This window comes from Tritonibacter aquimaris, from assembly GCF_009617595.1.
GTDB classification, from domain to species: domain Bacteria; phylum Pseudomonadota; class Alphaproteobacteria; order Rhodobacterales; family Rhodobacteraceae; genus Epibacterium; species Epibacterium aquimaris.
This window is the reverse complement of sequence record NZ_WIXK01000002.1, coordinates 266,862-293,429: the sequence shown is the minus strand read 5'-3', so window position 1 is coordinate 293,429 and position 26,568 is coordinate 266,862. Positions and strand designations below refer to the sequence as shown.

Annotated in this window: 28 protein-coding genes, 1 tRNA gene and 1 riboswitch; of the genes, 12 read left to right on the top strand and 17 right to left on the bottom strand. The window is 54.1% G+C overall.

The window, feature by feature from the left end; all coding sequences use genetic code 11:
* Positions 1-9 precede the first annotated feature (9 nt).
* The 10 genes from GG681_RS04975 to GG681_RS04930 all read right to left on the bottom strand — a co-directional run bounded on the left by GG681_RS04975 (position 10) and on the right by GG681_RS04930 (position 10,199).
* On the bottom strand, positions 10-408 hold the full coding sequence (locus GG681_RS04975; RefSeq protein ID WP_153545718.1) for a hypothetical protein: 399 nt from the start codon (positions 406-408) through the stop codon (positions 10-12).
* Positions 408-1,493 carry a flagellar type III secretion system protein FlhB gene (gene flhB, locus GG681_RS04970; protein ID WP_153545716.1) on the bottom strand — a complete coding sequence of 362 codons (1,086 nt, stop codon included), beginning with the start codon at positions 1,491-1,493 and terminating at the stop codon, positions 408-410. The genes GG681_RS04975 and flhB overlap by 1 nt, the downstream gene beginning before the upstream one ends.
* Positions 1,490-2,269 carry a flagellar biosynthetic protein FliR gene (locus GG681_RS04965; protein WP_153545714.1) on the bottom strand — a complete coding sequence of 260 codons (780 nt, stop codon included), beginning with the start codon at positions 2,267-2,269 and terminating at the stop codon, positions 1,490-1,492. Before GG681_RS04965 ends, flhB begins: the two co-directional genes overlap by 4 nt.
* Complete coding sequence (gene flhA / locus GG681_RS04960; protein WP_153546136.1) at positions 2,266-4,308, bottom strand: flagellar biosynthesis protein FlhA; 2,043 nt, start codon at positions 4,306-4,308, stop codon at positions 2,266-2,268. The genes GG681_RS04965 and flhA overlap by 4 nt, the downstream gene beginning before the upstream one ends.
* 63 nt (positions 4,309-4,371) lie before the next feature.
* Positions 4,372-5,136 carry a lytic transglycosylase domain-containing protein gene (locus GG681_RS04955; RefSeq protein ID WP_153545712.1) on the bottom strand — a complete coding sequence of 255 codons (765 nt, stop codon included), beginning with the start codon at positions 5,134-5,136 and terminating at the stop codon, positions 4,372-4,374.
* Between the two features lie 124 nt (positions 5,137-5,260).
* Complete coding sequence (locus GG681_RS04950) at positions 5,261-7,666, bottom strand: hypothetical protein (RefSeq protein WP_153545710.1); 2,406 nt, start codon at positions 7,664-7,666, stop codon at positions 5,261-5,263.
* Positions 7,663-8,532, bottom strand: a complete 870-nt coding sequence (gene motA / locus GG681_RS04945; protein WP_153545708.1) for a flagellar motor stator protein MotA — start codon at positions 8,530-8,532, stop codon at positions 7,663-7,665. Before motA ends, GG681_RS04950 begins: the two co-directional genes overlap by 4 nt.
* A 78-nt stretch (positions 8,533-8,610) precedes the next feature.
* Positions 8,611-9,219 (bottom strand): MotE family protein, encoded by a 609-nt coding sequence (locus GG681_RS04940; protein ID WP_153545706.1) that lies wholly within the window; start codon positions 9,217-9,219, stop codon positions 8,611-8,613.
* The gene (locus GG681_RS04935) at positions 9,219-9,659 is read right to left on the bottom strand and encodes a hypothetical protein (protein WP_153545704.1); all 441 of its coding nucleotides are present in this window, start codon (positions 9,657-9,659) and stop codon (positions 9,219-9,221) included. Before GG681_RS04935 ends, GG681_RS04940 begins: the two co-directional genes overlap by 1 nt.
* Before the next feature lie 9 nt (positions 9,660-9,668).
* Complete coding sequence (locus GG681_RS04930) at positions 9,669-10,199, bottom strand: flagellar basal body-associated FliL family protein (protein ID WP_153545702.1); 531 nt, start codon at positions 10,197-10,199, stop codon at positions 9,669-9,671.
* Between the two features lie 103 nt (positions 10,200-10,302).
* Here GG681_RS04930 and fliF point away from each other — a divergent pair, with 103 nt between their 5' ends.
* The 4 genes from fliF to fliP are packed head-to-tail and all read left to right on the top strand — an operon-like array spanning position 10,303 to position 13,613.
* Positions 10,303-11,985, top strand: coding sequence for a flagellar basal-body MS-ring/collar protein FliF (fliF, locus tag GG681_RS04925; RefSeq protein ID WP_153545700.1), 1,683 nt, complete (start codon positions 10,303-10,305; stop codon positions 11,983-11,985).
* Positions 11,985-12,584 (top strand): ABC transporter ATP-binding protein, encoded by a 600-nt coding sequence (locus GG681_RS04920; RefSeq protein WP_153545698.1) that lies wholly within the window; start codon positions 11,985-11,987, stop codon positions 12,582-12,584. Before fliF ends, GG681_RS04920 begins: the two co-directional genes overlap by 1 nt.
* Positions 12,577-12,873, top strand: a complete 297-nt coding sequence (locus GG681_RS04915) for a FliM/FliN family flagellar motor switch protein (protein WP_153545696.1) — start codon at positions 12,577-12,579, stop codon at positions 12,871-12,873. The genes GG681_RS04920 and GG681_RS04915 overlap by 8 nt, the downstream gene beginning before the upstream one ends.
* Positions 12,870-13,613, top strand: a complete 744-nt coding sequence (gene fliP / locus GG681_RS04910) for a flagellar type III secretion system pore protein FliP (protein WP_153545694.1) — start codon at positions 12,870-12,872, stop codon at positions 13,611-13,613. The genes GG681_RS04915 and fliP overlap by 4 nt, the downstream gene beginning before the upstream one ends.
* A gap of 468 nt (positions 13,614-14,081) precedes the next feature.
* On the opposite strand, the gene GG681_RS04905 is transcribed toward fliP, so the two are convergent.
* Positions 14,082-14,157: transfer RNA gene (locus GG681_RS04905), tRNA-Lys, on the bottom strand.
* Positions 14,158-14,366: 209 nt separating this feature from the next.
* Here GG681_RS04905 and dapF point away from each other — a divergent pair.
* On the top strand, positions 14,367-15,212 hold the full coding sequence (dapF, locus tag GG681_RS04900; RefSeq protein ID WP_153545692.1) for a diaminopimelate epimerase: 846 nt from the start codon (positions 14,367-14,369) through the stop codon (positions 15,210-15,212).
* Positions 15,209-16,474: a tRNA (N(6)-L-threonylcarbamoyladenosine(37)-C(2))-methylthiotransferase MtaB gene (gene mtaB, locus GG681_RS04895; protein WP_153545690.1), complete on the top strand. Its 1,266-nt coding sequence runs from the start codon at positions 15,209-15,211 to the stop codon at positions 16,472-16,474. The genes dapF and mtaB overlap by 4 nt, the downstream gene beginning before the upstream one ends.
* 43 nt (positions 16,475-16,517) lie before the next feature.
* On the opposite strand, the gene GG681_RS04890 is transcribed toward mtaB, so the two are convergent.
* From GG681_RS04890 to GG681_RS04875, 4 genes are all read right to left on the bottom strand, one after another.
* Positions 16,518-17,312 (bottom strand): cytochrome c1, encoded by a 795-nt coding sequence (locus GG681_RS04890; RefSeq protein ID WP_153545688.1) that lies wholly within the window; start codon positions 17,310-17,312, stop codon positions 16,518-16,520.
* A gap of 18 nt (positions 17,313-17,330) precedes the next feature.
* Positions 17,331-18,659, bottom strand: coding sequence for a cytochrome b (gene petB / locus GG681_RS04885; protein WP_153545686.1), 1,329 nt, complete (start codon positions 18,657-18,659; stop codon positions 17,331-17,333).
* Positions 18,660-18,672: 13 nt separating this feature from the next.
* Positions 18,673-19,230, bottom strand: coding sequence for a ubiquinol-cytochrome c reductase iron-sulfur subunit (gene petA, locus GG681_RS04880; protein ID WP_328593267.1), 558 nt, complete (start codon positions 19,228-19,230; stop codon positions 18,673-18,675).
* 227 nt (positions 19,231-19,457) lie between these two features.
* Positions 19,458-20,054, bottom strand: a complete 597-nt coding sequence (locus GG681_RS04875; RefSeq protein WP_153545684.1) for a glutathione S-transferase — start codon at positions 20,052-20,054, stop codon at positions 19,458-19,460.
* A 142-nt stretch (positions 20,055-20,196) separates the two neighbouring features.
* Positions 20,197-20,345, top strand: a riboswitch (FMN riboswitch).
* A 77-nt stretch (positions 20,346-20,422) separates the two neighbouring features.
* Between GG681_RS04875 and GG681_RS04870 the strand changes: the two genes are divergently transcribed.
* Together GG681_RS04870 and aroC are read left to right on the top strand one after the other, a co-directional pair.
* Positions 20,423-20,878 carry a 6,7-dimethyl-8-ribityllumazine synthase gene (locus tag GG681_RS04870; RefSeq protein ID WP_153545682.1) on the top strand — a complete coding sequence of 152 codons (456 nt, stop codon included), beginning with the start codon at positions 20,423-20,425 and terminating at the stop codon, positions 20,876-20,878.
* Between the two features lie 97 nt (positions 20,879-20,975).
* Complete coding sequence (gene aroC, locus GG681_RS04865; RefSeq protein WP_153545680.1) at positions 20,976-22,082, top strand: chorismate synthase; 1,107 nt, start codon at positions 20,976-20,978, stop codon at positions 22,080-22,082.
* Between the two features lie 32 nt (positions 22,083-22,114).
* Here aroC and GG681_RS04860 read toward each other — a convergent pair whose 3' ends face one another.
* Positions 22,115-22,534 carry a MerR family transcriptional regulator gene (locus GG681_RS04860; protein WP_153545678.1) on the bottom strand — a complete coding sequence of 140 codons (420 nt, stop codon included), beginning with the start codon at positions 22,532-22,534 and terminating at the stop codon, positions 22,115-22,117.
* 71 nt (positions 22,535-22,605) lie between these two features.
* Here GG681_RS04860 and GG681_RS04855 point away from each other — a divergent pair, with 71 nt between their 5' ends.
* Together GG681_RS04855 and GG681_RS04850 are read left to right on the top strand one after the other, a co-directional pair.
* Positions 22,606-23,232 carry a cation transporter gene (locus tag GG681_RS04855; protein WP_153545676.1) on the top strand — a complete coding sequence of 209 codons (627 nt, stop codon included), beginning with the start codon at positions 22,606-22,608 and terminating at the stop codon, positions 23,230-23,232.
* A 50-nt stretch (positions 23,233-23,282) separates the two neighbouring features.
* Positions 23,283-24,227 carry a DMT family transporter gene (locus tag GG681_RS04850; RefSeq protein ID WP_153545674.1) on the top strand — a complete coding sequence of 315 codons (945 nt, stop codon included), beginning with the start codon at positions 23,283-23,285 and terminating at the stop codon, positions 24,225-24,227.
* 52 nt (positions 24,228-24,279) lie between these two features.
* Here the strand turns inward: GG681_RS04850 and GG681_RS04845 are convergent, their stop codons facing one another.
* Positions 24,280-25,146, bottom strand: coding sequence for a branched-chain amino acid aminotransferase (locus tag GG681_RS04845; protein WP_153545672.1), 867 nt, complete (start codon positions 25,144-25,146; stop codon positions 24,280-24,282).
* A 160-nt stretch (positions 25,147-25,306) separates the two neighbouring features.
* Here GG681_RS04845 and GG681_RS04840 point away from each other — a divergent pair, with 160 nt between their 5' ends.
* Positions 25,307-25,819 carry a MarR family winged helix-turn-helix transcriptional regulator gene (locus GG681_RS04840; RefSeq protein ID WP_153545670.1) on the top strand — a complete coding sequence of 171 codons (513 nt, stop codon included), beginning with the start codon at positions 25,307-25,309 and terminating at the stop codon, positions 25,817-25,819.
* Positions 25,816-26,514, top strand: a complete 699-nt coding sequence (locus GG681_RS04835; RefSeq protein ID WP_153545668.1) for a response regulator — start codon at positions 25,816-25,818, stop codon at positions 26,512-26,514. Before GG681_RS04840 ends, GG681_RS04835 begins: the two co-directional genes overlap by 4 nt.
* The last annotated feature ends 54 nt before the right edge of the window (positions 26,515-26,568 follow it).

The following is a 26,568-nucleotide window of genomic DNA, read 5'->3' as shown; positions in this document are numbered from 1 at the left end:
CAGCAAAACCTACAGTTTGGTGAGCTGCTCAAGCAGTCGCGCCTGACGATCGGCTTTTTGCTTTTCCTTGGCTTCTTTTGCCATGGTTTCCACAGCGTGTTTGCGGCCAAAAGATTTGCGCAGCCGATCCATTGCCATCAGTTTTTTCGCCGTCGCCTGGGCCAGTTCAACGTTCAATTGTCGCCGGGTCCGCGTATGCCAGCCCTGCCACAACAGATCCGCACCCAGGGATTTCATCGCAATATCCTGGTTGCTGAGACCCCGCGCTTCTTTCACTTGGGCATCCAATTGCGTGAGCTTTGACCGAAGAGCAGCCTCTGCATCAAGCACGGGTTTGATCTTTGCGTGCTCTTGAAGGTACTGCGCTTCGGTCACGCTGGCCATTTGATCAAGCATCTTTTGTTTCATCAGATTTTCCCTTTCGCGCGTTCACGCATGGATTCCGCAAATCGAATCGCCGCCGCAACAGGAGCATAGTGCTCCTCCTCGATCTCTTGCCCAATCTCAACAGAAGCATAGAGCGCCCGCGCAGTTGGTGGATCGCTGTGGATCGGAACCCCATGTTCCTGCGCTTTTTCGCGAATGGCAGCCGCCATTTCATCAACGCCCTTCGCAACACAAGAAGGCGCAGCCCCCTGTTCACGGCTCCATTTCAGCACCACGGCATAATGTGTCGGGTTCACGATCACCACATCCGCATCTGGAACCGCGGCGATCATTTGCCCAAGGGCAATCGCTTGACCGCGCTGGCGACGTTGCCCTTTGAAATGCGGATCACCTTCCGAGTTTTTCTGTTCATCGGTGACTTCTTTGCGAGACATCATATTCCTGCGTCGGAATTCTGCGTGCTGGAAACCTGCATCAACCACACCAATCACGGCCGAAATCACCACTGATATGATGAGACACTGGATAACCATGTCCCCCATCAGCATAATAACAGAAAGGGCCCCGGTTGCGGCTGATGCGATCAGCTCTGGCATCCGCGAGGATAAGTAATATCCCAATCCAAACGTATAGATGAGCAGCTTGAGAAAGCTCTTCAAAAACTCAAACAAGCCAGAGCGGCCGAATTTGTTCTTAGCGTTTGAAATAATGGAAATTTTTGAAAGTTTTGGTTTGATCTTGCTGGGGGCAACGACAAATGCCTTCTGCGCCAGAATAGAGAGCAGCACCAAAGACGCAGGCACAATGAACCACGGCAGAATAGATTTCATCACAGTGGTCAGCAAGGCAGCTCGTGCATCCGAAGATGAGCCATCAAAGAACATGGCGACCATACGATCAGGCTGGTCGATAAAGGATTTTAGCGTAACGCCCAGCTTCTGAATCGCGCCGCTGCCAGAGATGTAAAACGCAATGGCCAGCCCCATATAGGCTGCCGCCAACGACAGATCCGCCGACTTGGCAACATTGCCCTGCTCTCTGGCTTTTTTGATCTTCTCCGGTGTCGGTTCAAATGACTTATCAGAGCTGTCGTCCTGATCACTCATTGCAGCGCCCCAACAGGGTTCTTAAAGAAGCCAAACAGAGCTTCGCCCCAATATGTCAGGATCATCGGGCTTGCGACCATGAGAATAAAGATGCCGCCAAAGGTAATCGCGGGGGCCCCGACAAAAGCAACCATCAACTGTGGCATCGCTTTGTTTATGAAGCCCAATGTAATGTTGTAGACCACGGCGGTGATCACAAAAGGGGCCGCCAATGCAAAGGCCATCGTATAGCTTTGTGAAACGCGCTGCACGATCCATTGCAACAGGCCTGAGGCCTCTGGAAACTCACCCACTGGGAACAGCTGATACGATTGGATCATGTATTCCGCCACACGGATGTGGAGCCCCATGATCACGGCAAAGGTCACCCCCGCCACAACCAGGAAACCACCAATAACAGGCATCGGTTCTTGCCCCGCGGTCCCAAAAGCCTGGCTCAACGAGGTACTGTTCGCCGCAATCGTGCCGGCCGTTTGCAACGTGAACACAAAGATTCTCACCGCAAGCCCCAAGGCCAGTCCAATGATGGCTTCGCTCACAGCAATTCCCGCGTAGTCCAACACACCATCTGGTGGATTTTGCACCGGCGCGGCCGGCGCCACAATCAAGGTGAACGCCATGGCGATGCCCAGTTTGACCGGTGTCGGTACATAAGCCTCACCAACGGCGGGCAACACGCTTACCATCGCTCCAACGCGCAGAAACACAATCGCCGCATGCCAGAAGGCAAACCCAAAGAGCGTAACCACGTCGGCTGAGAGCAAGTCTATGTTCATGCGGGAACAAGCCCAACAAGCGACGGCTGTGCCTCAAGGCCAATTTCTTCAAACGACAGCACCGGGTTTGTTACCCCCCGAGAACGCAGGATCGTTTTAAGATAGCGACGTCTGCGGGTTGATGTCACCACCGCCGCATTGATGCCCTGTTCGGTGATTTCCGTCAGGCGCTCATTCAATCCATCGGCAAGTTTGTTGAACTGATCCGGCGGCAAGGCGATATCCAGCCCCGAACCCTGCGTATCGATTTGATAGGTCGAGAAAATATCTTCCCATTCCGGGGCCAGTTGCACCAATGGAATTGTGCCGTCCGCACGTTTCATCTCAGACACCAGTTGGAAACCAAGGCGCTGGCGCACGTGCTCGCAGATTGGCTCAGGCAGGGTGGTGTGCGCGCGAGCTTCGGCAATTGCTTCCAAAATCAGGGGCATATTTCGAACGGAAACGCGCTCTTCTAGCAACAGCCGCAAGACTGTATGCAGGCTGTCGATCGGAACCTTATCGGGCACCAGCTCATCGAGCAGTTTACGATTGGCTTCAGCGCGGAAATCATCGCTGAGCTGGGTCATCTCATCGAGCAGGCGACGCAATGCCTTAAGCGTCAGCAAGCGCGGGAAGTTCAGTTTGATCACTTCAAGCAAATGGGTGGCGAGGATTTCTGCCGGTGCAACCACTGTTGCGCCCATCAAATTGGCCTTTTCACGATGATGCTCTGAAATCCAACGCGCCGGCGCACCATAGACAGGTTCCGTCACATCTGTCCCCGGGGGCAGCGAATCATGTCTTTCGGGCATCAATGTGAGCACCATATCTGGATGCAACGTACCGCGCGCCTGCTCAACGCCTTGAACCTTGATCACATAGGTGCCGTTTTCCAGCTCGGCGCGATCGCTCAGGCGAATTTCAGGCAGGATGAGCCCAAATGAAGTGGCAACATGGGTCCGCATATTGGCAATCCGCGCATCCAAACCCGTTCCCGCATCCAGCACCATGCCAACAAGGTCAGGCGCAAATTCCAAATGCAGATCATCAAGATCCAAAACATCACCAAGCGGACGGGCCTCGCTGGGTTGAGACGCCTCTTCAATCTGGTTGTCGACCGCAGCTTCGGCCTCAGCTTCGGCCTTCTTATAGAGCGCATAAGCAGCATAGCCGAGCCCACAGGCACCAAGCATGAAGGGCAAGAAAGGCAAGCCCGGGACCAGCGCAAACATCGCCATAAGTACCGCAACTGTTGCAAGGGCTGCGGGGTGGCCGGAAAACTGCGACAGCAATGCGGTATCTGTTGACCCCTGCGCGCCGCCACGCGCCAAAAGCAAAGCCGCCGCGATCGAGATAATCACCGATGGGATCTGCGACACCAGCCCGTCGCCGACGGTCAAAATTGCATAGGTTTCAAAGGCATCCGACAGCGCCATATCGTGGATCAGAAGCCCCATCACCAGGCCAACCACCAGATTGAGCATCGTGATCAACAGACCCGCAACAGCGTCGCCCTTTACAAATTTGGAGGCACCATCAAGAGAGCCGAAGAAAGTCGTTTCTTTCTGTTCCAATTCGCGGCGTTCTTTTGCAGTGGCATGATCGATTGCACCTGCGCTCATATCAGCATCAATCGCCAACTGTTTGCCGGGCATCCCATCAAGTGCGAAGCGCGCGCCCACCTCAGCCATACGCGCCGCACCTTTGGTGATCACCATGAAGTTCACGATCAACAGAACGCCAAAGACAACCAGCCCAAGGAACACGCTGCCTCCCATGACGAATTGCGCAAACCCTTCAATCACATTGCCCGCCGCATCCGTGCCGCTATGTCCCTGACCAATAATCAACTTGGTAGAAGACACATTCAGCGACAGGCGCAGCATCAAAGATGCCAGCAATACGGTGGGGAACGAGGAGAAATCGAGCGGCCGCTCAATAAACAGCGTAATGGTGAAAATCAAAATCGCCAGCGCAAAAGACGCGGCGAGGCCAACATCCAAGACCCAAGCAGGCACCGGCAAGATCATCATGACGATAATCGCCATCAGGGCCATAGCCAGCAGCACGGTGGGGCTAAAAATCTGTTGTAGCGTAAGTTTGGGCACTGTGTGTCTCTCTTAGTTCAGAGGGATTAGAGCTGAATTTGCGGCGGTGTTGCCCTGAAGCGGCACAAGAGAGCCCATCCTGACACTCCCCTGACTGACGAGTGGCGCGGGCTTATGTACAGCAACAAGTGGCAATGGCTGGCCAAAGACAGCGCGTTGCCGCGTGCGCTCAGGCAGGGAAGCTACAACGGTCGCAGGGCCGAGATTGGTGCGAATGCGTTCGAATCTTGCTGCGTATTTGTTTGCGAATGTAGGTGTGCGTGAATGATAAGCACCGGCAGCTTTGGACCAATCGCCAAATTCGCCATATAGCTCTTTGAGAAAACGCGCCGCATATTGAGCATTGGCAATCGGATCAAACATCTGATCAATCGAATCAAACGCTTTGCCATGCCAACGGTAGTTGATCTGAAAACAGCCAACATCAAAGCTGCGCGCCCCACGCTTGAAATGCGCAAACACGTAGCGGCGGGCTTCATCTTCGTTGTCAAACCACTTGCCCGCACCTTCCATATTGACGGTCCAGGGCCAGGGTTGCAGCCCATTTTTGCTGCCACGCCCTGTTTCTGTACGGGTGATTGCACGCAACACATCCAAAGGAACACCTTGGTCGCGGGACGCGTGGCGCGCGGCGATATCACACAGACCTGAAATGGCAGGATCAGAGGCTGCATTTGCAGCACTGCCCAAAGGCAGCAGAACAACCGCACAAAAAAGCGGTCGTATCCGAAGGAGAGCGCCCGAAATGGAGCGCGTGAGAGTCACATGTATTGGCATTCTGCCCATTCCGAAAACAAGGTTTCACCTTGAGTTCAAAATAGGCAGAGGAGCTTTACAAAGGGTTAGCAAAAAGGAAAGCCGCCGTAGTTGCGGCGGCTCCTTATTCGGGCAATGAAAAAGATTAGCTTTCCGGAATTTCAGACACTTGTCGCAAGAGTTCCTCAATCCGGTTCCGTGTCCCGACGCTGGTTTCAACAAGCGCCCGCGCCTCTGCTAATGGTGGCATTCCAACCGGATCCTGCGCAATTTCATCGATCTCGGTTGTGACGGATGCAACTGCGCCATAGCCCTCTTCGACACCGCTGATTGCCTGGTAGTTTTCTGACAACCAGTATCCCCGTGTGGCTTCCTGGGTTTCCTGCTCAGCCATGAAATACTCGCTGGCTTGGTTATAATCTTTGCTGAGCAAATAGGCCTGGGCCCGCAAACGATTCGCCTTTGATCCTTCAAGGTTCTCAAGCTCAGCAATCGCCTCCGCAGGTTCGCCCAAAGCTACAGCCGCCTCCGCAAGCATCATCTGGCGCTGCTCAGTCTTGCTGGTAACATCTTGCCCTACCAAAATTTTCTGCGCATGCGATGCAAAGCCAAGATCCAACAGGCGCCGTGCAATCGAATCGGCGACTGCAGCGGTTTCCTTTTGGGATGCTGAGTTTGCAAACGTCAGAGCATAATGGAGAAAATCAACGTCGCTTGCTCGTTCGGTCAGCAGGGTCATGACTGGGACAATGGACATTGCATGAGCTGTATCCCCATCATGTTTTTTCAAACGCTCCAATTCCCTAAAGGCTTCTTGGAAACGCCCTTCCAGCGCAAGCGCTTTGATTTCGGCAGCCCTGAGATCAGGCCCAAATTCAGCATCACGATTTTCCACCTCATAGGAGGCGACAATTTCCGGCACGTCTGGTGATAGCGCACGGCGTTCTTGGAAATGCAGATCGATCAGATCAATCAATGCCTGAGGCGTGTTTTCCGAGCCCTCAGCAACCTCTTCTTCCAACTCTTGGGCAACTGCTACGGTATCACCTTCAAGCTCTGCCAAAGCCGCTTCCGCGAGGTTGATATCGGGAACATCTTCCACCCCCGTCCGCTCGATCGAGCGCAAGGCTGCCTCTGCCATGTGTTTCTCGCCGAGATGTGAGAAAAACGTCGAGATCTGAGGCCCAAGGTGAACCCGCAAGTGCACAGGCATCATCGCATAAGCCTGCTGAATCGCATCTGTATTTGCGTTTTTCTTGATCTCACGATCGGCAAGCGCAGACCACAGCGCTGCGTGCCCCTCACATTTTTGCTGGCCGGAAAATACATTATTTATGGGCAGCTCATGACCATCAAGGATATCCGCCATGGCAAACAGAACATCGATATTGTCTGTTTTGTCAGTATCCTCGGGCAACAACGACAGCATAGCGCGAGCTTCAGCGCCGAATCCGAAATAAAGATATGTCTTGGCAAGTTTGAGCAGTTTGCCTTCGTCAAACTTATCAAACTCCATCACCAGGCCATTGCGCAAGCGGGAGATCTGGGAGGCAAATGGGTCGTCTGAGCCCCATTTGTGAACCGCCACTTCTGTATTAGCAAAGCAGAGCAAATTATGGGCGCTGTCTTCTTCGTGCTGCGCAACAAGACCCGTCTCACGGTCAATCGCCGTGGTGATGGACAGATGATCAAGCGGGTTCATCGGTCGGTCACTTCGCCCCAATGGATCCAGCATATTCTGGCGCAGGTCACTTTCAACCTCAGATACCATCAACTCAAGCAGACCCTGGTTGCTAGCCCGGCCGATTTGCTGCAACAGGCGACGCTCAGATTCATTCACCGCGGCTGCGCGTGCAGCCTCTTGCATGTCGAGCAAATCAGAATCAGCAATGAGGTCACTTTCAAGCTGTAGCGACATACCTGTTGGTGCGGGTTCATCCGCAGGCTCAGACATCGCTTCGGTCAGCACTTCCCCTGCCTCGGGCATAGTGTCCATCGCATCCGGTTTTTCTTGCGTTTTGGATGGCCGGACAATGGTTTTTTCCGTGGCCAAAGCGGAAGCAAGATCCGTCGCAAATCGGGATGCCGCAACATCTTCGTCACCGAGCGCAAAACGATAGCCATTGTTCGGCGGTGCCGCAGGCAACAGGGGCAACACAGTTGTATCCGGCTGATATACACCTGCTTCTGATGGCTCACCGCGAATATCGACCACGAGGTAACCATTGGACATCACATGTGACGCCAACTGACACTCACAGCCGAGTTCCAATTTAAGCGGCTGGCCTGCAGCTGTCTGCGACAGTTTTTTCAACCGGGTTCGCGGAATAAGGCCAAACACCTGAGATGTGTCAAAAATCACATCAGGTACATCAATTTTCAGATTTGCGCCTGTCCCGTTCTGGGTCAGCGACCAATCCGCTCCTTCAGGCAGGCGCATAACAAGTCGTGAAAACCCGTCATGCTCTCCGGAACGAGCAACAATCGTTTCTGCAGAGGCGGCCGAAGCCAGCCCCGCAGACAGAACGATTGTAAGAGCGCGCCAATTCATGCTGCGTCCTGTTTCACCGATTTCAATGCTTCTTCCAGCTCAGAGAACCCTGGGCGGAAATGAGAGGGGGTATTCTGACGGCCAACTTCGATACAGATGGCAGCCGCGTGATTGTGCAGGTTCGCGATCAAGACTTCGCGGATAAGCTGATAGAAATGCCCATCTTCTTCCACAACGGATTTCACCTTGCCCGCAAAAGGACCAACGAGACCGTATGCCAAGAAAACCCCAAGGAATGTACCCACAAGAGCGCCACCGATCATCTTACCCAGAACTTCTGGTGGCTGGTCAATCGAGGCCATGGTTTTAATCACACCCAGAACCGCCGCAACAATTCCCAAGGCGGGTAGACCATCTGCCATCGTCTGCAACGCATGGCTAGAATGCATGGCGTGGTGCAGGTTTGCTTCGATGCGCTTTTCTAACACCTCTTCCACCTGGTGCGGATCATCATAGTTCATCGATGCCGATCGCATGGTGTCAGAGATTAGATTTACCGCTTCTTTGTCTGCTAAGATTTTAGGGTACTTATTGAAGATCGAAGAGTTTTCCGGATCCTCAATATGTTGTTCCACCTCAACCGGGTTGGCCTTTTGGATCCGGATAAGCGCAAACAGCAAGCACAGAAGATCACGGTAATCATCGGGCTTCCATTTCGGCCCCTTAAAGACCTTCCCGATGTCTTTCATCGTATGTTTGACCCCTCCCATATCGTTGCCGATCAGGAAAGCGCCGACGGCAGCGCCGCCAATCATCATCATTTCAAACGGTAGCGCCTTGATGATGATGCCCATCTTGCCGCCCGCAGCGAGGTAGCCCCCGAACACCATCACAAAAATGGTGGCTATACCTACAATGCCGATCATAGGTTCACTCCAAAAATTCGTGTCTTTAATGAGGGTAGCCCGAGTCGCCTTAACAAAGGCTGAGCAAAGGCACCGAAGTTATTCTTTGGGGACCGATCCGTTGCGTCCCGCCAGTACAACACTGATTGTATACGCGGCCTCGGGGCTCAGCCCTGCCATGATCCCAGCTGCGGCCTCGGGACGCATCCGCGCCAAGAAACCAGCTGCAAATGTCGGGTCCATTTCTTCAAACAGCGCGGCTGAATCTTTGGGTTTCATCTGCTCGTAGACCGTCGTCAGGCGGTCCACATCAGCCTCTGTTGCGCCATCTGCCAAAGCCACGGTCTCGCGCAGCTTTTCTTCTGCCTGCTCCAATGCCGCAAGTTTTTGCTCAATTGCCTTATCCGCAATTTCGAGCGCTTTCATACGGTCTTGGATCTCTGCTTCGCGCTTTGAAAGCATCTTCTCACGCTGTTTAAACGCCGCGAGCATTTCCTGCATTTCAGCGGATGAGGGCATGGCCTGCTTTGCCATTGCACCATGGCTCATATCGTCCTCGGTGCTTTTCTCCATGCCTGCGACTTCACGGGCAATCGCAGGCCCAGCTTCCAGGCCGATTCGCAACACGGCAGAGCCGATCAGCAATACAGCCAGGGCAAAGAGCGCGCTGCTCTTTGCGCGCGATTTGGTTTTTGCTGCCTTGGTCATCACGCCACCTGATTTCGATTGTGGCGAACAAACATAAGCCCTGCGGGTTTTGCTTCCTCGGGCTCTTCGGCTGGCACCTCTTCCACTTGGGTTTCGGCTGCATAAGCTTCCGCAAGCGCATCACTTTCCTCAGCGACAGGCACATCGACCTCGCTATCGGGCAAATCATGCATAGAAGCCATCATCAGCTCCAGGCGCTGCGCAACTGTTTCTGCACGGCCGGTCAGCTGTTCAAGCGCTTGGCTCGAGCTATTTGAAACCGCCTGCGCATCCCGCAGAGATTTGTTGAGATCATCAACCTGCGATGAAAGCACCGCAACCGCGCCACCAACACCTTTTTCCAGGTCATTAAAACGCTTCAACCGACGCGAAAGCACAAAGCAATAAAAGCCTGCTCCTAATGCGCCAGCGGCCAGCAGGATATCTGCAATAAGGTCCATCCTGTCCTCCTAGTTCAATACGAAATCCATAATCAGCAAATCGCGCACCCGGCCCTGGCCAGTTGCGATATTGATTCGCCGCAGCATCTGCGAACGCAGCTTTGGCAGCGCCAGAGGATCGGTAAGATCCTCAACCTCCAAAGCCCTGAGATAGCTGTTGAGGACATCGACAACCCTCGGAAGGACTTTCTCAACCTCAACCTGGTGCTCCAAGCTGACTTCAAGTTGAGCACGGAACCTCAGATGGTTAAGACCACTCGCCTTTCGGAGAGAGATCACAATCGGTTCCATATCGATAAAGGCAAGATTGGCGATTTCTTCCGCCGACTCACCTGTGTCCACGCCTTCTGGCGCCACTTCGGCCATGTGCGCATCTTCTTCTGCATGCGCGTCTGACTGACCAAAGGGAAGAAGGCCTGACTGTGCGGCGAAGAATCCGCCGCCTGCCCCTGCCAGCCCAAGAACTGCTCCGATAATCAGAGGCAGTTTGCTTTTCTTGGCCGGTACTTCGTCTTCTGTATCAACTACAGCGTCTGTCATGGCTATCCCTAAAACGTCGTGTGATCTCTTCATAACCTGCGATGGACTAACCGAATGTTAAGGCAGATCGGAGAAAAGGAGATACGCCGGACAGAAAGCCGGTATGACGGAGGTTATTGTGCAGCAGATCAAGAATGTCTGGGCAGGATTGGAGACGAAACAGCGACTGATAGCCGTGGGTGCCACGGTTTTCATGTTTGTTGCGGTCTTTGCGATGTCGCAAATGGCGAGTCGTCCAACAATGCAACTGCTTTATGCGGGACTCGAAAGTGGGTCCGCTGGAGATGTGGTACGTGCGCTGGATCAGCGCGGCACCCAATATGAAGTACGCGGCGGGTCAATTTATGTTCCGTCGAATCAACGTGATGAGTTGCGCATGACGCTGGCCAGCGAAGGGCTGCCGGCGAATGGTGGGAAAGGCTATGAACTGCTGGATAATCTCAGCGGATTTGGCACCACCTCGCAAATGTTTGATGCCGCCTATTGGCGCGCTAAAGAAGGGGAGCTCGCCCGCACAATTGTGGCAAGTCCCCATGTTTCGCAGGCCCGTGTCCACATAGCAAACACTGGCTCAAATCCCTTTCAGCGGACGATTGAGCCAACTGCATCGGTGTCCATTACCCCTATGGGGGGCGGTGTAACCCCAACGCAGGCCAATGCGATTCGCTTCCTGGTGTCATCCGCTGTAACCGGCCTTGCGGCTGAAAACGTTGCCGTGATTGATGCAAACGGGTCGCTTATCGGCACACCTGAGGCAGCCGCTGCGGCAGGGGCTGGCAATGATGATCGCTCCCAATCTATCAAAGATCGTGTGATGCGACTGGTTGAGGCTCGTGTGGGTCAAGGTAATGCGGTGGTGGAAGCCAGCGTTGAAACCATCACCGACACAGAATCGATCCGCCAAAAACGGATTGATCCCGAAAGCCGGGTCGCTGTGAGCACAGATGTGGAAGAGCGCGCCGATTCGTCTACCAATCAATCTGGAGAGGTGACGGTTGCCTCAAATATTCCAGATGGTGACGCGTCATCCGGTGAGGGCAGCAAAGCCAATACCAGCGCGACTCGGGAAAGAATCAACTATGAGATTTCCGAGACCGAAACCGAAATTCTGCGCGGGCCCGGTGCAATCAAACGCCTGACCGTCGCAGTTTTGGTCAATGGCACATCGGTCACAAGTGATGCGGGTGAAACCGTCTTCCAGGCACGTCCTGCAGAAGAGCTGGAAGCACTGCGTGAGTTGATTGCAGCAGCCGTAGGTTTTGACGCAGAACGCGGTGATGTCATCACGCTCAAGTCGATGGAAATGCCGATGATTGAACCTCAGGGTACAACTGTCAGCGCCTCTATGTTTGACAACATATACATTGATGCCATGGCCCTGATCCAAATCGCTGCACTGGCCATTGTGGCGCTTGTGCTAGGTTTGTTTGTGGTCCGCCCGATCCTGTCATCCAACGGTGCATCGGTTGGTGCCTTGGCCGGCCCGGATGGTATGGGCGCGGATGCGGGTGGGCTGCCTGATCTACCTGCGCTTGGCGGTGGTGATGGCTTTATGGCCAATCCAAATCTTGGCGCGGGAATCGCTCTAGACGGCGAGATTGAGAACTCCGAAACCGGTCAATTTGAACCGATGGGAGAGCTCGGTGGGATGGGCGGTGGCCTTCCTGCACTTGGAGGCGGCGGTGGTGACCCCGTAGATCGCCTGCGTTCCATGATTGGCGACCGCCAAGAAGAAACCGTTCAGATCCTGCGCGGCTGGCTTGAAGAAAAAGAGGAGAGAGCCTGATGACTATTGCACACCTCCTTGAGGATTTTGGCATGAACACCAGCGCACAACTCGCTGGCCCCGCCATCTCAGAAACTGCATTGGAAGAGACGCGGCTCGAATCGTTTGAAACCGGCTATAGCGCCGGTTGGGAAGATGCGGTTTCTGCCAAAGACCAGGAGGCCACCAATATTTCCGCCACTTTGGCCACATCCTTGCAGGACCTGAGCTTCACCTATCACGAAGCGCAAAACCAGCTGATCGAATCGCTCGATCCCATGTTCAAGGTGCTCACCAGTGCGGTGCTACCCGATGCGATGGCTGCGTCTTTTGGCCATCATCTGGTGGAGCATCTTAATGATATGGCCAAAGATCAAACCGACCAGGGCATGAACATCGTTGTGGCCGCGGGTGAAGGGGCTGCAGTGCGCGCACTGCTCGCGGAGAATTTCTCTGTCCCGGTTTCGGTCAAAGAAGAAGAACATCTCGAACCTGGGCAGGCCTATCTGCAAGTGGGCGCTGCTGAACGCGAGCTAAACAGCGGGGCGCTTTTGGAATCAGTCAAAGATTCCATTGATGCCTTCACCTATCAATTCAAAGAGGACAGCCTTTATGGATGACGCAACCGATCTGAACCTCAAATCCACCGACGCTGGGAACCCATTTGTTTCTGTTCCTGTTGAAGTGGTCGTCTCTGTTGGTAAGGCGCGACCTTTGATCAAGGATCTGGTGAATCTTGGGGAAAACGCGATTCTAACACTGGATAAGCGGGTCGAAGATCCCGTTGATCTCTATGTAGGGGATCGCTTGGTTGCGCGTGGTCAACTGGAAGAGATGGAAGGTGATCAGGCTGGGCAACTGGCCGTGCGCCTAACAGAAATCGCAGATCTTCAAAGCGGGCTGGGATGACACGAATTTCTCTATGGCGGCTGGCCATGGCAGGGGTGGTTTTGGCCGCCCTGCCCGGCCATGCTGCGGCTCAAGAATTGAGCCTTTCGCTGGCGGATGGGCAGTCAGTTTCTGCCCGTTCCATCCAGCTCATCTTGCTGATCACAGTGCTTGGCATGGTGCCGGGCATTTTGATGATGATCACCAGTTTCCCATTTATGGTGACCGTGCTGTCGATCCTTCGCCAAGGAATTGGCCTCCAACAAGCGCCGCCCAATATGCTGATCATCAGCCTGGCGTTGTTTTTGACCTATTTTGTTATGGAGCCTGTCTTTCAAGAAGCTTGGACAACGGGAATCAATCCGCTGCTGGAAGAGCAAATTGAAGTTGGTCCAGCACTTTTGCGCTCATTAGAGCCGTTTAAAGTGTTTATGGCAGCAAGGCTGGATCCGGATACCTTCTACGCAATCGCAGATTTGCGGCCGGAAACCGCGGGCATTGATCCAAACTCGGACGCCCCGATTTCGGTGCTCATTCCAAGCTTTTTGTTGTCAGAAATCGCGCGTGCCTTCCAAATCGGCTTTCTGGTTTTCCTACCCTTTTTGATCATCGATATGGTGGTATCCGCTGTGCTGATGTCGATGGGTATGATGATGGTTCCACCGGCCATGGTGGCCCTGCCCTTCAAGCTTGCGTTCTTTGTGGTCGCGGATGGCTGGAGCCTGATCGCCAGCTCGCTTGTGCGCAGCTATTCAGGTTAAAATTCATGCTTTGGCTCTGCGCGGAACACCTTTAGTGCAGAGCCAGATATATGCACCATCCAAGAGCACGAAGTGCTGTGCCTCCAAAACTGTGCGCAAAAAATATCCTGATCTAGGGGCAAAGTTGCTCTGCTCACCCGATAAGAATCAACAGTTGGGTGTCGATCCTGCGCGCTGGTAAAAATATCCGGTTTGATTCGCAGACATATGACTAGAAATTTCGTCAGCATGGTCAGGTCATATTGATTCTGCGCATTCGTAGATTCGCGAAAATCGTACATAAGCAGCACATTCAAAACACGTCTGACGAGGGATTGAAGGAACTATAATTTGGCGACCGGATGAAAATACGTATCCTACCAACCTAGGCGCACATTTAACTCGTTTTCAGGTTTAAATGTCGCGTTCAGCGGCCCCGATGGATACACGCCCATATCAGGATATACATCCCAACTGGCGTAGGAGGAGTGGTGAGCCGTGCAGGATTCGAACCTGCGACCCACTGATTAAAAGTCAGTTGCTCTACCAACTGAGCTAACGGCCCACTCTTCTCTTCAGCAGCTCTTCGCTGCTGTGGCGCTTCATAAGTGTTTTTCCTAGAAGGTACAAGCACTTAATTCGCTTCGGAACCGGTTGACTTGGTCAGTCGCGCTGTCCCGATAGGCGGCGTATCTACGGATAACCACCGAAGTGGTCAACCCCTTTTTTCAACTTTCTTGTCAAAGACTGGATTCATTCAAACAGCGCCGCTATATGCCGCTTATGGACACAGTTACACATCAGCACCTCCCCTTTATGAAGATGCACGGGCTCGGCAACGATTTCGTTGTTGTAGACGCGCGCAAGGCGGACATTGAAATCACCCCCGCCATGGCGCGGGGAATCGGACATCGTCGGTTTGGCATTGGTTTTGATCAGCTGACAGTAATCTCAAACGGTCCGGGTGATGCGCATTTGGTCTTTTACAACTCGGATGGGTCAACATCGGGTGCGTGTGGCAATGCGACCCGCTGTGTCGCGCGCTATCTGATGAATGATCTCAGCACAGAAAAGCTGCACCTCACAACCGAGCGCGGCGACCTCTATGCAATTGATGCCGGAGATGGGCTGACATCGGTCAATATGGGACATCCGCAGCTGCAATGGTCTGACATCCCCCTGGCCGAGGATGCCGACACCCTGGAACTGCCAATCGAAGGCGGGCCGAGCGCCACTGGCATGGGAAATCCGCATTGTACGTTTTTCGTCGAAGATGCTGAACGCATCCCGCTGGAAGAATTTGGCCCACGCTATGAACACCATCCGCTTTATCCCGAGCGCACCAATGTGCAGATCGCCCATCTTGTTGGCCCCGATCACCTCCGTATGCGGGTCTGGGAGCGCGGCGTCGGCGTTACATTGTCGTCTGGGTCATCTTCTTGCGCAACTGCGGTTGCAGCCGCACGACGCGGCCTGACGGGACGCAAGGTGCAGATCGATCTGGACGGGGGCACGCTGTGGATCGACTGGCGCGAGGACGGGGTCTGGATGACCGGTGAGACCATGCATGTTTGCAACGGTGAATTCACCCGTCAATTCCTTGAAAGCCTTGCAGAATGAGCGCGCCCAAATTCACCACGTTGGGTTGCCGTCTGAATGCCTATGAAACCGAAGCGATGAAAGAGCTGTCGCAGCAGGCTGGGCTCGATAACCTTGTGGTGGTCAACACCTGTGCGGTCACTGCTGAAGCTGTGCGCAAATCCCGTCAGGAAATCCGCAGGCTGCGCCGTGAAAACCCAGATGCGCGCATCGTTGTTACCGGCTGCGCCGCCCAGACCGAACCAGAAACTTTTGCTCAGATGGGTGAGGTCGATACAGTCATCGGCAACACCGAGAAGATGCAGGCAGGCACCTGGCAACGGATGGGCAAAGGCCCAGATTTCATCGGAGAGACCGAAAAGGTTCAGGTCGATGACATCATGTCAGTGACTGAAACCGCAGGCCATCTGATCGATGGGTTTGGCAGCCGTTCGCGCGCCTATGTTCAGGTACAAAACGGATGCGATCACCGCTGCACCTTCTGCATCATCCCCTATGGCCGCGGTAATTCCCGCTCGGTGCCGGCAGGTGTTGTGGTGGATCAAATCAAGCGGCTGGTGGACAAGGGATACAATGAGGTGGTGTTGACCGGTGTGGACCTCACCTCATGGGGCGCAGATCAGCCCGGACAGCCGAAACTGGGGGATCTGGTGATGCGAATCCTCAAGCTGGTGCCGGATCTGCCGCGTCTGCGCATTTCCTCCATTGATTCGATTGAGGTGGATGAGAATCTGATGCTGGCCATCGCAACGGAGCAACGCCTGATGCCACATCTGCATCTGTCGCTCCAGCATGGTGACGACCTGATTCTAAAACGCATGGCGCGCCGCCACCTGCGCGATGATGCTATTCGTTTCTGCGAAGAGGCAAGAAAGCTGCGCCCGGAAATGACCTTTGGCGCTGATATCATCGCGGGTTTTCCAACGGAAACGGACGCGCATTTTGAGAACTCTGTAAAACTGGTGGAGCAATGCGACCTGACCTGGTTGCATGTGTTTCCCTATTCAAAACGGGAAGGCACCCCTGCTGCGAAGATCCCACACCAAGTCAACGGTGCTGTGATCAAGGAGCGTGCCGCCCGTCTACGTGCAGTGGGAGAGAAACAGGTGCAGCGCCATCTTGCTGCGCAGATCGGGCGCAGCCATCGCGTACTGATGGAAAATCAGCACATGGGACGCACGGAGCAGTTCACCGAAGTAACCTTTGCCACTGCTCAGACCGAAGGCATCCTGATTGACGCAACCATTGTTGATATCAACGGCTCACAACTGGTCGCTGCCTGAAAAAAACCCCGCATCATCGACGCGGGGTTTTCTGTAACTTAGCTTATGAGAGCTTTTTGCCCTTGTGAGGTGCCCAAAGGCGCTTGTTGGTCAGATAAAGCAGAACCGAAAGCAGCGTCAGGATAAGAACCCCAACAAAACCAGCCTTTTTACGCTCCATCATTTTAGGCTCAGCCGCCCACATCAAGAAGGCTGAGACATCCTCAGACAAGTGATGCAGATCGTTTGAATGACCATCGGTAAACTCTACCAGCTCATCCGACAGCGGCGGAGCCATAGAGATCCAACCGCCTGGGAAGGCCGTGTTTTCATAAAACAGAGTGCCTGCTTCTTCCTTGGTCTCACCTGTATAGCCGGTCATCAAGGAAGCAATATATTCCGCTCCCCCCATGCCTTTGAACAGCTGATTCAGACCAAGGCCCGCAGGACCATGAAAGCCCGCACGCGCTTTGGCCATCAAGCTGAGGTCCGGCGCACCTGCCGCATCATTTACGGGGAAATGATCCGTTGGCTTCGCTGGGCGGTCCTCATCCAACTCAGGGTCGAATACGGAGAAATTCTCCGCTGCATAGGCGCGCACCTGATCCGCTGGGATCCCTGGGCCCGTCTCAGCAGACAATGTGCGGATCGGAACCTGTTTCAGACCATGACAGGCCGAGCAAACCTCAGTGAAGATCTGCAGACCACGCTGAAGCTGATTTTGATCGTAGGATCCAAAAGGCCCTTCAAAGGAGAAGGAATAATCCTCGATATGCTGGTCTCCGCCACCTGCTGCGAAGGACGCAGCAGGTATGAGCGCAAGGGCAAAGGCAGCACCGGTTGCAAGTTTCTTGAACATGTGTAGCTGTCCTTCCTCTTATTCAGCAGGAGTAGCTTCGGATTTCGGCCCGTAGTGGCTGTTGAAATCCTCTTCGATGGTTTCAGGCGGTGTATCCGGTTTCTCGATGACCCCCAGAAGCGGCAGGATCACGAAGAAGTAACCAAACCAGTAAGCAGAGCCGATCAGCGAGAAGCTTGCATAGGGCTCTTCCGCAGGCATCGCACCAAGCCACATCAGGGCAAAGAAATCGACAACCAGAAGCAGGAACCACCATTTGAACTGCGGACGGTATTTGCCTGAGCGCACCAGTGAAGTGTCCAGCCAAGGTGCCAGCGCCATCGCAATGATCGCACCAAACATGGCCAACACACCAAAGAACTTGGCATCCACAATGCCGCCCGTCACGAAGGACGCAATCTGCACCACCCAGACCTCACTGGTGAAGGCACGCAGGATCGCATAGAAGGGCAGGAAGTACCATTCAGGCACAATATGCGCGGGTGTCACCAGCGGATTGGCTTCGATGTAGTTATCCGGGTGACCCAGATAGTTTGGCATAAAGCCAACGATCGCCCAGAAGATCAGCAGCACAACGGCCAGACCCAGGAAATCCTTGATTACAAAATACGGCCAGAACGGCAGTGTATCTTTTTCGGCCTCTTCTTTGGACCCACGACGAACTTCAACACCTGTTGGGTTGTTGTTGCCGGTGGTGTGGAACGCCCAGATATGCACCACGACCAGTGCTGCAATCACAAATGGCAGCAGATAGTGCAGGGAGAAGAAACGGTTCAGCGTCGCGTTATCTACCGCTGGACCACCCAAAAGCAGGGTTTGGATTGGCTCACCCACGAGCGGGATCGCACCAAACAGGCCGGTGATAACAGTCGCGCCCCAGAAGGACATCTGTCCCCACGGCAGAACGTAACCCATAAAGGCGGTGCCCATCATCAAAAGATAGATCAGCATGCCCACGATCCAGGTGATTTCGCGCGGGGCTTTGTATGAGCCATAGAACAGGCCGCGGAAAATGTGGATGTAAACAGCAACAAAGAAAAGCGATGCGCCATTTGCGTGCAGATAGCGGATCATATAGCCGCCATTCACATTGCGCATAATGTGTTCAACGCTTGCAAAGGCGAGATGCTCATTCGGCGTATAATGCATCACCAGCACAATGCCGGTTACAATTTGCAACGCCAAGCAGAAGGCCAGCACAATGCCCCAAATCCACCACCAATTCAGGTTTTTTGGAGTGGGAATCATAATCGTGTCGTAAATCAGCCCAACGATGGGCAGGCGGCTGTGGAGCCACTTTTCGCCACCGGATTTTGGCTCGTAATGGTCATGCGGGATACCAGACATCTAGCGACCTCCTTTAACCGAGCTTGAGAGTGGTTTCATTGGTGAATTCGGCGACTGGCACCGGCAGGTTCTCAGGCGCAGGGCCTTTCCGGATCCGGCCAGATGTGTCGTAGTGGGAGCCGTGGCATGGGCAGAACCAGCCGTGGTAATCCCCCGCATTGCCGAGAGGTACGCAGCCGAGGTGGGTACATACGCCCATCATCACCAGCCACTCGCCCGCCTCATCCATGCTGCGGTTTACATCTGACGCGTCAACATCACCTTTGTTGGCGTTACGGGCAACGCCATCAACAAGCTCAGCCAAATCAACGGCGCGTGCTTCATCAATTTCTTCTTGGGTACGACGGCGAATAAAAACCGGTTTACCTAGAAACATCACTGAAATCTGGGTGCCAACCTCAACATCCCCCACATCAACAAGGATGGAAGACAAGGCTTGAACATCAGCCGAAGGGTTCATCTGATTTACCAGCGGCCAAATAGCGGCGCCAGCGGTTACAACCCCGGCGGTTCCAGTGACGTAATAGAGGAAATCTCTCCGGGTTCCTTCGGTATCTTCTGCGTGGGACACGAGGCTTCTCCAATTTCATCGCTCTTAATTACGAGCAAACATGCAAACGCCACCGGTTAAGGCGGCGCCTTATACGGGTGTTTATATTGGAGAGTTGCATTCGTCTAGCGGTCAAACCATCGCAGGGCTGCATGGTGTAACATTCGAAGTCGGCTGGTACCGAATACACGGCTTATTTGATGAGTCTTTGATGTTTGTTCAAGCCCTAAAACGCTTTTTTTGAGTATTTAACTCGGGCTAGAGGAAATCATGCTCTCGCGTTGCGCGAACTCCGCCAGCCAATTTGCCAGATCATCGTTACCTTGTCGCCAATTTGCATCCGGATGGCGAAAATCAACATAGTCCAAGGCGCAAGCCACGGCAATTTGTCCAATGTCCAAAGGCCCTTGCAGGTGGCTCATCCAACGCGTGTTCAATGCAGAACAGGCGCCATGGATTTTGGCCAGCTGAGATTTCAGCCAGTCATCCCAGACCAACCCCTCTGGGCGCAGGCGCTTTTCGTAGGACATAAGCACAGCTGCATCCGCGATTCCGTCACCTGTTGCTTCAAGAATTTTGCTTTCCCAACCACGCGCATATAACGTTGCGTCCGCCCGGGCATTTAAAAACTCACAGATCACCCGGCTATCGTAAAGCGTGGCCCCATTTGGGCGCTCAAGAGCGGGTATCTTGGCCATCGGATTTGCCGACGACAGCCCCAGATCAGGAGACAAAGGGGTCGTTTGAACCTTCTCCAGCTTCACATCGTCCATTTGTCCCGTCTCTTCGAGCACAATCATGACTTTACGTACAAATGGGGAGGCAGACGCAAAAAACAGACGCATTGGAAATCTCCTGATTCGATAGGATTAACTTAGGGGCTCCGCCAAAAAGAAACAGCAACTGTTACAAGCGATCCCGTTTCAGTGAACCAGATCTATATTGGTGCTTCTCTCTTGCATTCCAACATTCAAATTGGCAGTGTCGCGGCGTTCTCAGGGCGGGGTGAAATTCCCCACCGGCGGTAAATGGGGCACGCCCCCATAAGCCCGCGAGCGGCCCGGCATTGCCGGGCGTCAGCAGATCTGGTGCAACTCCAGAGCCGACGGTTATAGTCCGGATGAAAGAGACCGTGCGATTGGGCCACTGTATCAGTGTGCCTAACGTCGTTCGTTATCGCCTTGGGTGACGTGTCAAACCAAAGGAGATTTCGATGACACACACCCGCTACGCTTTTGTAAAAGCAAACTGGCATTCCGATATTGTTGATCAGGCTCTCAAGGGCTTTTTGGAACTCATCCCTGCTGAGCAGGTGGATGTATTTGACGTTCCGGGCGCTTTTGAAATGCCGTTGATTGCGCAGGATCTGGCAAAAACCGGGCAATATGCGGCCATCGCCTGCGCTGCGCTTGTGGTGGATGGCGGCATCTACCGGCATGATTTTGTCGCTCAAGCCGTTGTGGATGGGTTGATGCGCGCAAGCCAAGATACCGGCGTTCCGGTACTTTCGGTGTCGCTCACCCCGCATCACTTCCAGGAAACAGATCATCACAATGCGATCTACGCCGAACACTTCGTGCTGAAAGGCAAAGAAGCCGCGCGGGCCGCACTGATGATCCAGGAGACACGCGCCAAGATCGCAGCAAACCCTGCAATTGCAGCTGAATAACCGTTTATAGGGGCGCGCGCAGGTCTGGGCGCGCCCTTCCCTCTTGAGACAAGCTGCGCGCAAGGGTAAGCACGTCCCACAAAGGAGACCGCACCCCATGTCGATGAACAGCTTTGGACACCTCTTCCGCGTCACCACCTGGGGTGAAAGCCACGGCCCCGCTTTGGGCGCAACCGTTGATGGCTGCCCGCCCAATGTGCCGATTGAGGCCGAGATGCTGCAGGTCTGGCTCGATAAACGCCGTCCGGGTCAGAACAAAAACACCACTCAGCGCAAAGAGCCTGATGCGGTGAAAATCCTGTCGGGCGTGTTTGAAGGCAAGTCCACCGGTACACCTATTCAGCTGATGATCGAAAACACAGATCAGCGCAGCCGTGACTATGGTGAAATTGCCCAGACCTTCCGTCCGGGCCATGCGGATATCACCTACTTCCAGAAATACGGAAACCGTGACTATCGCGGTGGCGGACGCTCTTCGGCGCGCGAGACCGCGGCGCGGGTTGCTGCTGGCGGTGTTGCGCGCGAAGCGATCAAAGCGCTTGTGCCCGGTCTGGAAATCAAAGGCTACATGACCCAGATGGGCGAAATGGAAATCGACCGCAGCCGTTTTGACTGGGATGCGATTGATACCAATGATTTTTGGATCCCTGATGCGGATGCGGTGCAAGATTGGGAAGACTACCTGCAAGCACTGCGCAAAGATCACGATTCGGTTGGTGCCGTGATTGAGATTGTTGCCAAAGGCGTCCCCGCAGGCATTGGTGCGCCGATCTACAGCAAACTCGACACCGATCTTGCTGCGGCGATGATGTCGATCAATGCGGTCAAGGCAGTGGAGATCGGCGAAGGCATGAATGCCGCGCGTCTCAAAGGTTCTGAAAACGCCGATGAAATCTTCCTCGGCAATGACGGCCAGCCCGTATATTCATCAAACCATGCAGGCGGCATTCTGGGCGGGATCTCCACTGGTCAGGATGTGGTTGTGCGTTTTGCGGTGAAACCAACCTCGTCGATTCTGACCCCGCGCCAGTCGATTCGCAAAGATGGTTCAAGCGTTGAGGTCATCACCAAAGGACGCCACGATCCTTGTGTAGGTATCCGCGCGGTGCCCGTGGCCGAAGCCATGATGGCATGCGTGATTCTGGACCACCTGCTGCTGCATCGCGGCCAGATCGGTGAGAACCAGGGCACAATCGGCCAATAATCCAATCTAGAAAGCGCCCGTTGCGGCGCTTTTTATTTATGATCACCATCGCACTGACTGTGATCACCGAGCGCGGTCAGCACCCGGCATTGGCCACCATGCGCGCCATCACAAAGGGTGCTGATACGCTCAAGCTCCTTGGCGATTTTTTCGAGCCGCGAAATACGGCCGCGCACCTCGATCAGCTGGCGTTTGGCGATTTCATTGGCGAGCGCGCAATCCTCATCCAACCAACCATCCAGGCCGATCAGCTCCTTGATGCTTTCTAGGCTGAATCCCAGCTCGCGCGCGTGTTTGATAAAACCAAGCGTATCCAAGGCGGCCTGATCATAGCGCCGCTGATTGCCTGCATTGCGCTGCGCCTCTGGTAAAATACCAATTTCCTCATAGTAGCGGATCGTTGGCACCTTTACCCCTGTTGCCTTGGACATCGCGCCAATCGAAAAAGCCATAAAACCCCTTGAACCTCCAGTGACTAGAGCAATTACACATTATCCATTGTTGTGTTTCAAGGACAAGACAGATGGCTGGATGTTGCGGACATGGGGCAAAGTTTGATGGGCTCTCCGCGGACTATAAACGCAGATTATGGTTGGTGATCGCCATCAATGCGGTGATGTTCGGCGTTGAACTGACTGCGGGACAAATGGCGGGAAGCCAGGCGCTCAAGGCGGATGCGTTGGATTTCCTGGGCGACGCGCTGACCTATGGGCTTTCGCTTGCTGTGATCGGGTCGAGCCTGATTGTGAGGTCGCGAGCGGCCTTACTGAAAGCCATGAGCCTGCTTGGCATGGGGCTTTGGGTCTTTGGCAGCACCATCTACCACGTGTTTGTTTTGGGCCTTCCACAGGCTGAAGTCATGGGAAGTATCGGATTTCTCGCGCTTGCGGCCAATCTCACCTCTGTCTTCTTACTGGTGCGCTATAAGGATGGCGATGCCAATGTGCGCTCGGTTTGGCTATGCTCGCGTAATGATGCCATTGGCAATGTGGCGGTCATGTTTGCAGCGCTTGGCGTTTGGGGCACCAGCACCGGCTGGCCCGATCTGATTGTAGCGGGCCTTATGGCTACGCTTTTTGTCAATTCGGCAATTCGCATTTTGATACAAGCACTTGCCGAACAACGAGACTGGCACCAAGCAAAGGTGTAATTTACACCTGCCCCATTGCGATGAATGCAAAGGCAGTGCAGGTTTGGCAGATGTCTTCATCCCTCACATCGCACCGACCTGCTCTGGGTATTGCTCTGAAAGTTATCGCAATCGCGTGCTTTACGATCATGTCCGCCATGATCAAGGAAGCCACAGAAAGCGTCCCCATTGGCGAAGCGGTGTTTTTCCGCTCTTTCTGCGCCATTCCGGTGATCGTCTTGTGGTTGAGCATTCGCGGCGAGCTGCGCAAGGGATTGGTGGCAAAGCGACCACTGGGCCATGTCTGGCGCGGCCTGTTTGGCACGGCGTCTATGGCGCTCACCTTTCTGGGCCTTAGTTTGCTGCCCCTACCAGAAGTCACCGCTATTGGTTTTGCCACACCAATATTCACCCTGATTTTTGCAGCGATGTTTCTGGGAGAGACCATTCGATTTATCCGCATTTCAGCCGTGGCAATTGGCCTACTCGGGGTAACGATCATGCTGTGGCCACGTCTGGGTGGTGTTGATGGGCTCACCGGGGCGGCCGCATTGGGTGCAATGTCTGTTTTGATGGCAACAATGCTGCGTGGTTTGGTGCAGATCCACATTCGCAAACTGGTTCAGACGGAACACACGGCTGCGATTGTGTTTTATTTCTCAATCACCGCCTCTGTGCTTGGGCTGATGACCTGGCCGCTGTTTGGCTGGGTGATCCCAAGCACACAGGATCTGTTGCTGCTTGTTGGTGCGGGGCTGATTGGCGGAGTTGCGCAGATCTTCATCACGTCATCCTACCGCTTTGCGCCTGCGTCATTGCTTGCGCCTTATGACTATGTGTCGATGCTGTTTTCGATTGTGCTGGGCTATGTGTGGTTCCACGAACTGCCCACCGCGGTCATGCTGATCGGGGCTGCAATTGTCATCGCAAGCAACGGTCTGGTGCTGTGGCGCGAGCACAAACTGGGCCTCAAACGCGGCAAGTCCCGCCCGATGATTGACATGAAGGGCGGATGACAAAAAAGCGCCGGACCCGACCGGCGCTTTCAAATCATAAAAGCCTTAGCGTTTATGCGCGCACAAGCGCTTCATAGGCTTCGGCAATGTCGCGTGTCAGCGTACCGACCTCAAACTTGTAAGGGCCGATTTCACCAACAGGTGTGACTTCTGCCGCGGTTCCGGTCAGCCAGCACTGTTCAAAGCCTTCCATCTCTTCGGGCATGATGTGACGTTCATGCACGGTAATACCTCGATCTTTAAGCATGCCAATCACGGTCTGGCGGGTGATGCCATTCAAGAAGCAATCTGCCAGCGGGGTATGCACTTCGCCATCTTTGACAAAGAAAATATTCGCCCCAGTCGCCTCAGCAACATAACCGCGGTAGTCCATGAACAACGCATCTGAGCAGCCTTTGGCTTCTGCCTTGTGCTTGGAGATGGTGCAGATCATGTATAGCCCCGCCGCTTTGGCGTGTACCGGAATGGTTTCCGGGCTTGGGCGTTTGTATTCCGCGATGTCGAGCTTGGCACCCTGCATTTTGGCGTCACCGTAATAGGCGCCCCAACCCCAGATCGCGACAGCCATGCGCACAGGGTTTTTGGCAGAGGCCACACCCATGTCCTCGCCAGAGCCACGCCATACCAGAACACGTACATAGGCATCCTGCAGGCCAGAAGCTTTGAGCGTTTCTTCCTTGGCCGCTTCGATCTCATCGATGCTGTAAGGAATTGGCATATCCAGCGCTTCGGCGGATGCAATCAAACGCACCGAATGCTCACGGCTTTTGAAGATCTTACCGTTATAGGCGCGCTCACCTTCAAATACGGAAGAGGCATAATGCATCGCGTGGGTCAGGACATGCACTTTTGCATCCCGCCAGTTGATCAATTCACCATCCAACCAAATCTGACCGTCGCGGTCATCATATGCTGCCATCCCAGACCCTCCCGAGGGCTTATGCCTTACACATTATTGCGCTCAACACATCACATAGTGACATATAATTGCGCGAAATCTGAGATTCGATACATCTTCACCCTTGGAATGTCAACATAGCTGACATAAGCTGCGTGAAACAATACACACGAGGCACACCATGTCAGAGGGGCGGAGCGGGCAATTTATGGGCAGTGAAGGCCTGTTGTTCCTGACTGATGAACAGCTGCGGCAAGGCATTGAAGCGATGTTCTTTGCCTATCGTGGCTTTACTGCTGATCCGGACCGCATCTTGTCAAAGCTCGCCTATGGCCGCGCCCACCACCGTGCGATACACTTTATCAACCGCGCACCAGGCACAACGGTCAACAATCTGCTGTCGCTCTTGGGGGTGACAAAACAGTCCCTCAACCGTGTACTTCGCACATTGATCGCAGACGGTCTGGTCGAAAGCCGTGTGGGCACCGAAGATAAACGTGAACGCCACCTTTACCTGACAGAAGCTGGCAAAACGCTTGAGGCGGAACTGTCCAATGCGCAGCGTGCGCGAATGCGCGCAGCTTACAAAGAAGCAGGACCTGAAGCGGTACAAGGGTTTAGAAAGGTGTTAGAAGCCATGATGGATGCAGATATGCGCCGCGCTTACACCAAACTTCGGGAAACCAGTACATGAATTGCGATGCCCACCTGTTAATTGTGGATGATGATGAGCGGATCCGGGATCTGCTCAAAAAATTCTTGATGCGTTCGGGCTTTCTTGTCACCGCTGCCCGCGATGCACAGCACGCGCGCCGCGTCCTTTCAGGTTTGGATTTTGACCTGATTGTGCTGGATGTGATGATGCCCGGCGAAGATGGTGTCTCGCTGACCAAAGCACTGCGCGAAACCCACACAACACCCATTCTTCTTTTGACCGCACAGGGCGAAACGGAAAACCGCATTGCCGGGCTAGAAGCTGGGGCGGATGACTATCTGGCCAAACCGTTTGAACCCAAAGAGCTGCTGCTGCGCATCAACGCTATTTTGCGCCGCATGCCCGAAGCAAAACCCGAAGACACCGCGCCAAAGGTGCTGCATCTGGGCGACATTCGTTATGACATTGACCGGGGCGAGATGTGGCAAGGCCAGGATCTGGTGCGACTGACCAGCACTGAAAGCCAGTTGATGAAGATCTTTTCGGCGCAGCCCAATGAACCTGTCAGCCGCAGCAAGCTGGTGGAAGAGTTGGGGCGTGATCGCGGACAGGCCCAAGAACGTGCAGTTGATGTTCAAATCACCCGCCTGCGTCGCAAGATTGAGCCCAATCCAAAACAGCCGCAATATCTGCAAACCGTGCGCGGGGCTGGTTATATGCTCGCTCCGGATTAATTGCTCATTTCGCTAAGACCTTACGGCCATTTGGCTTGCCCCTCATGTGGCTGC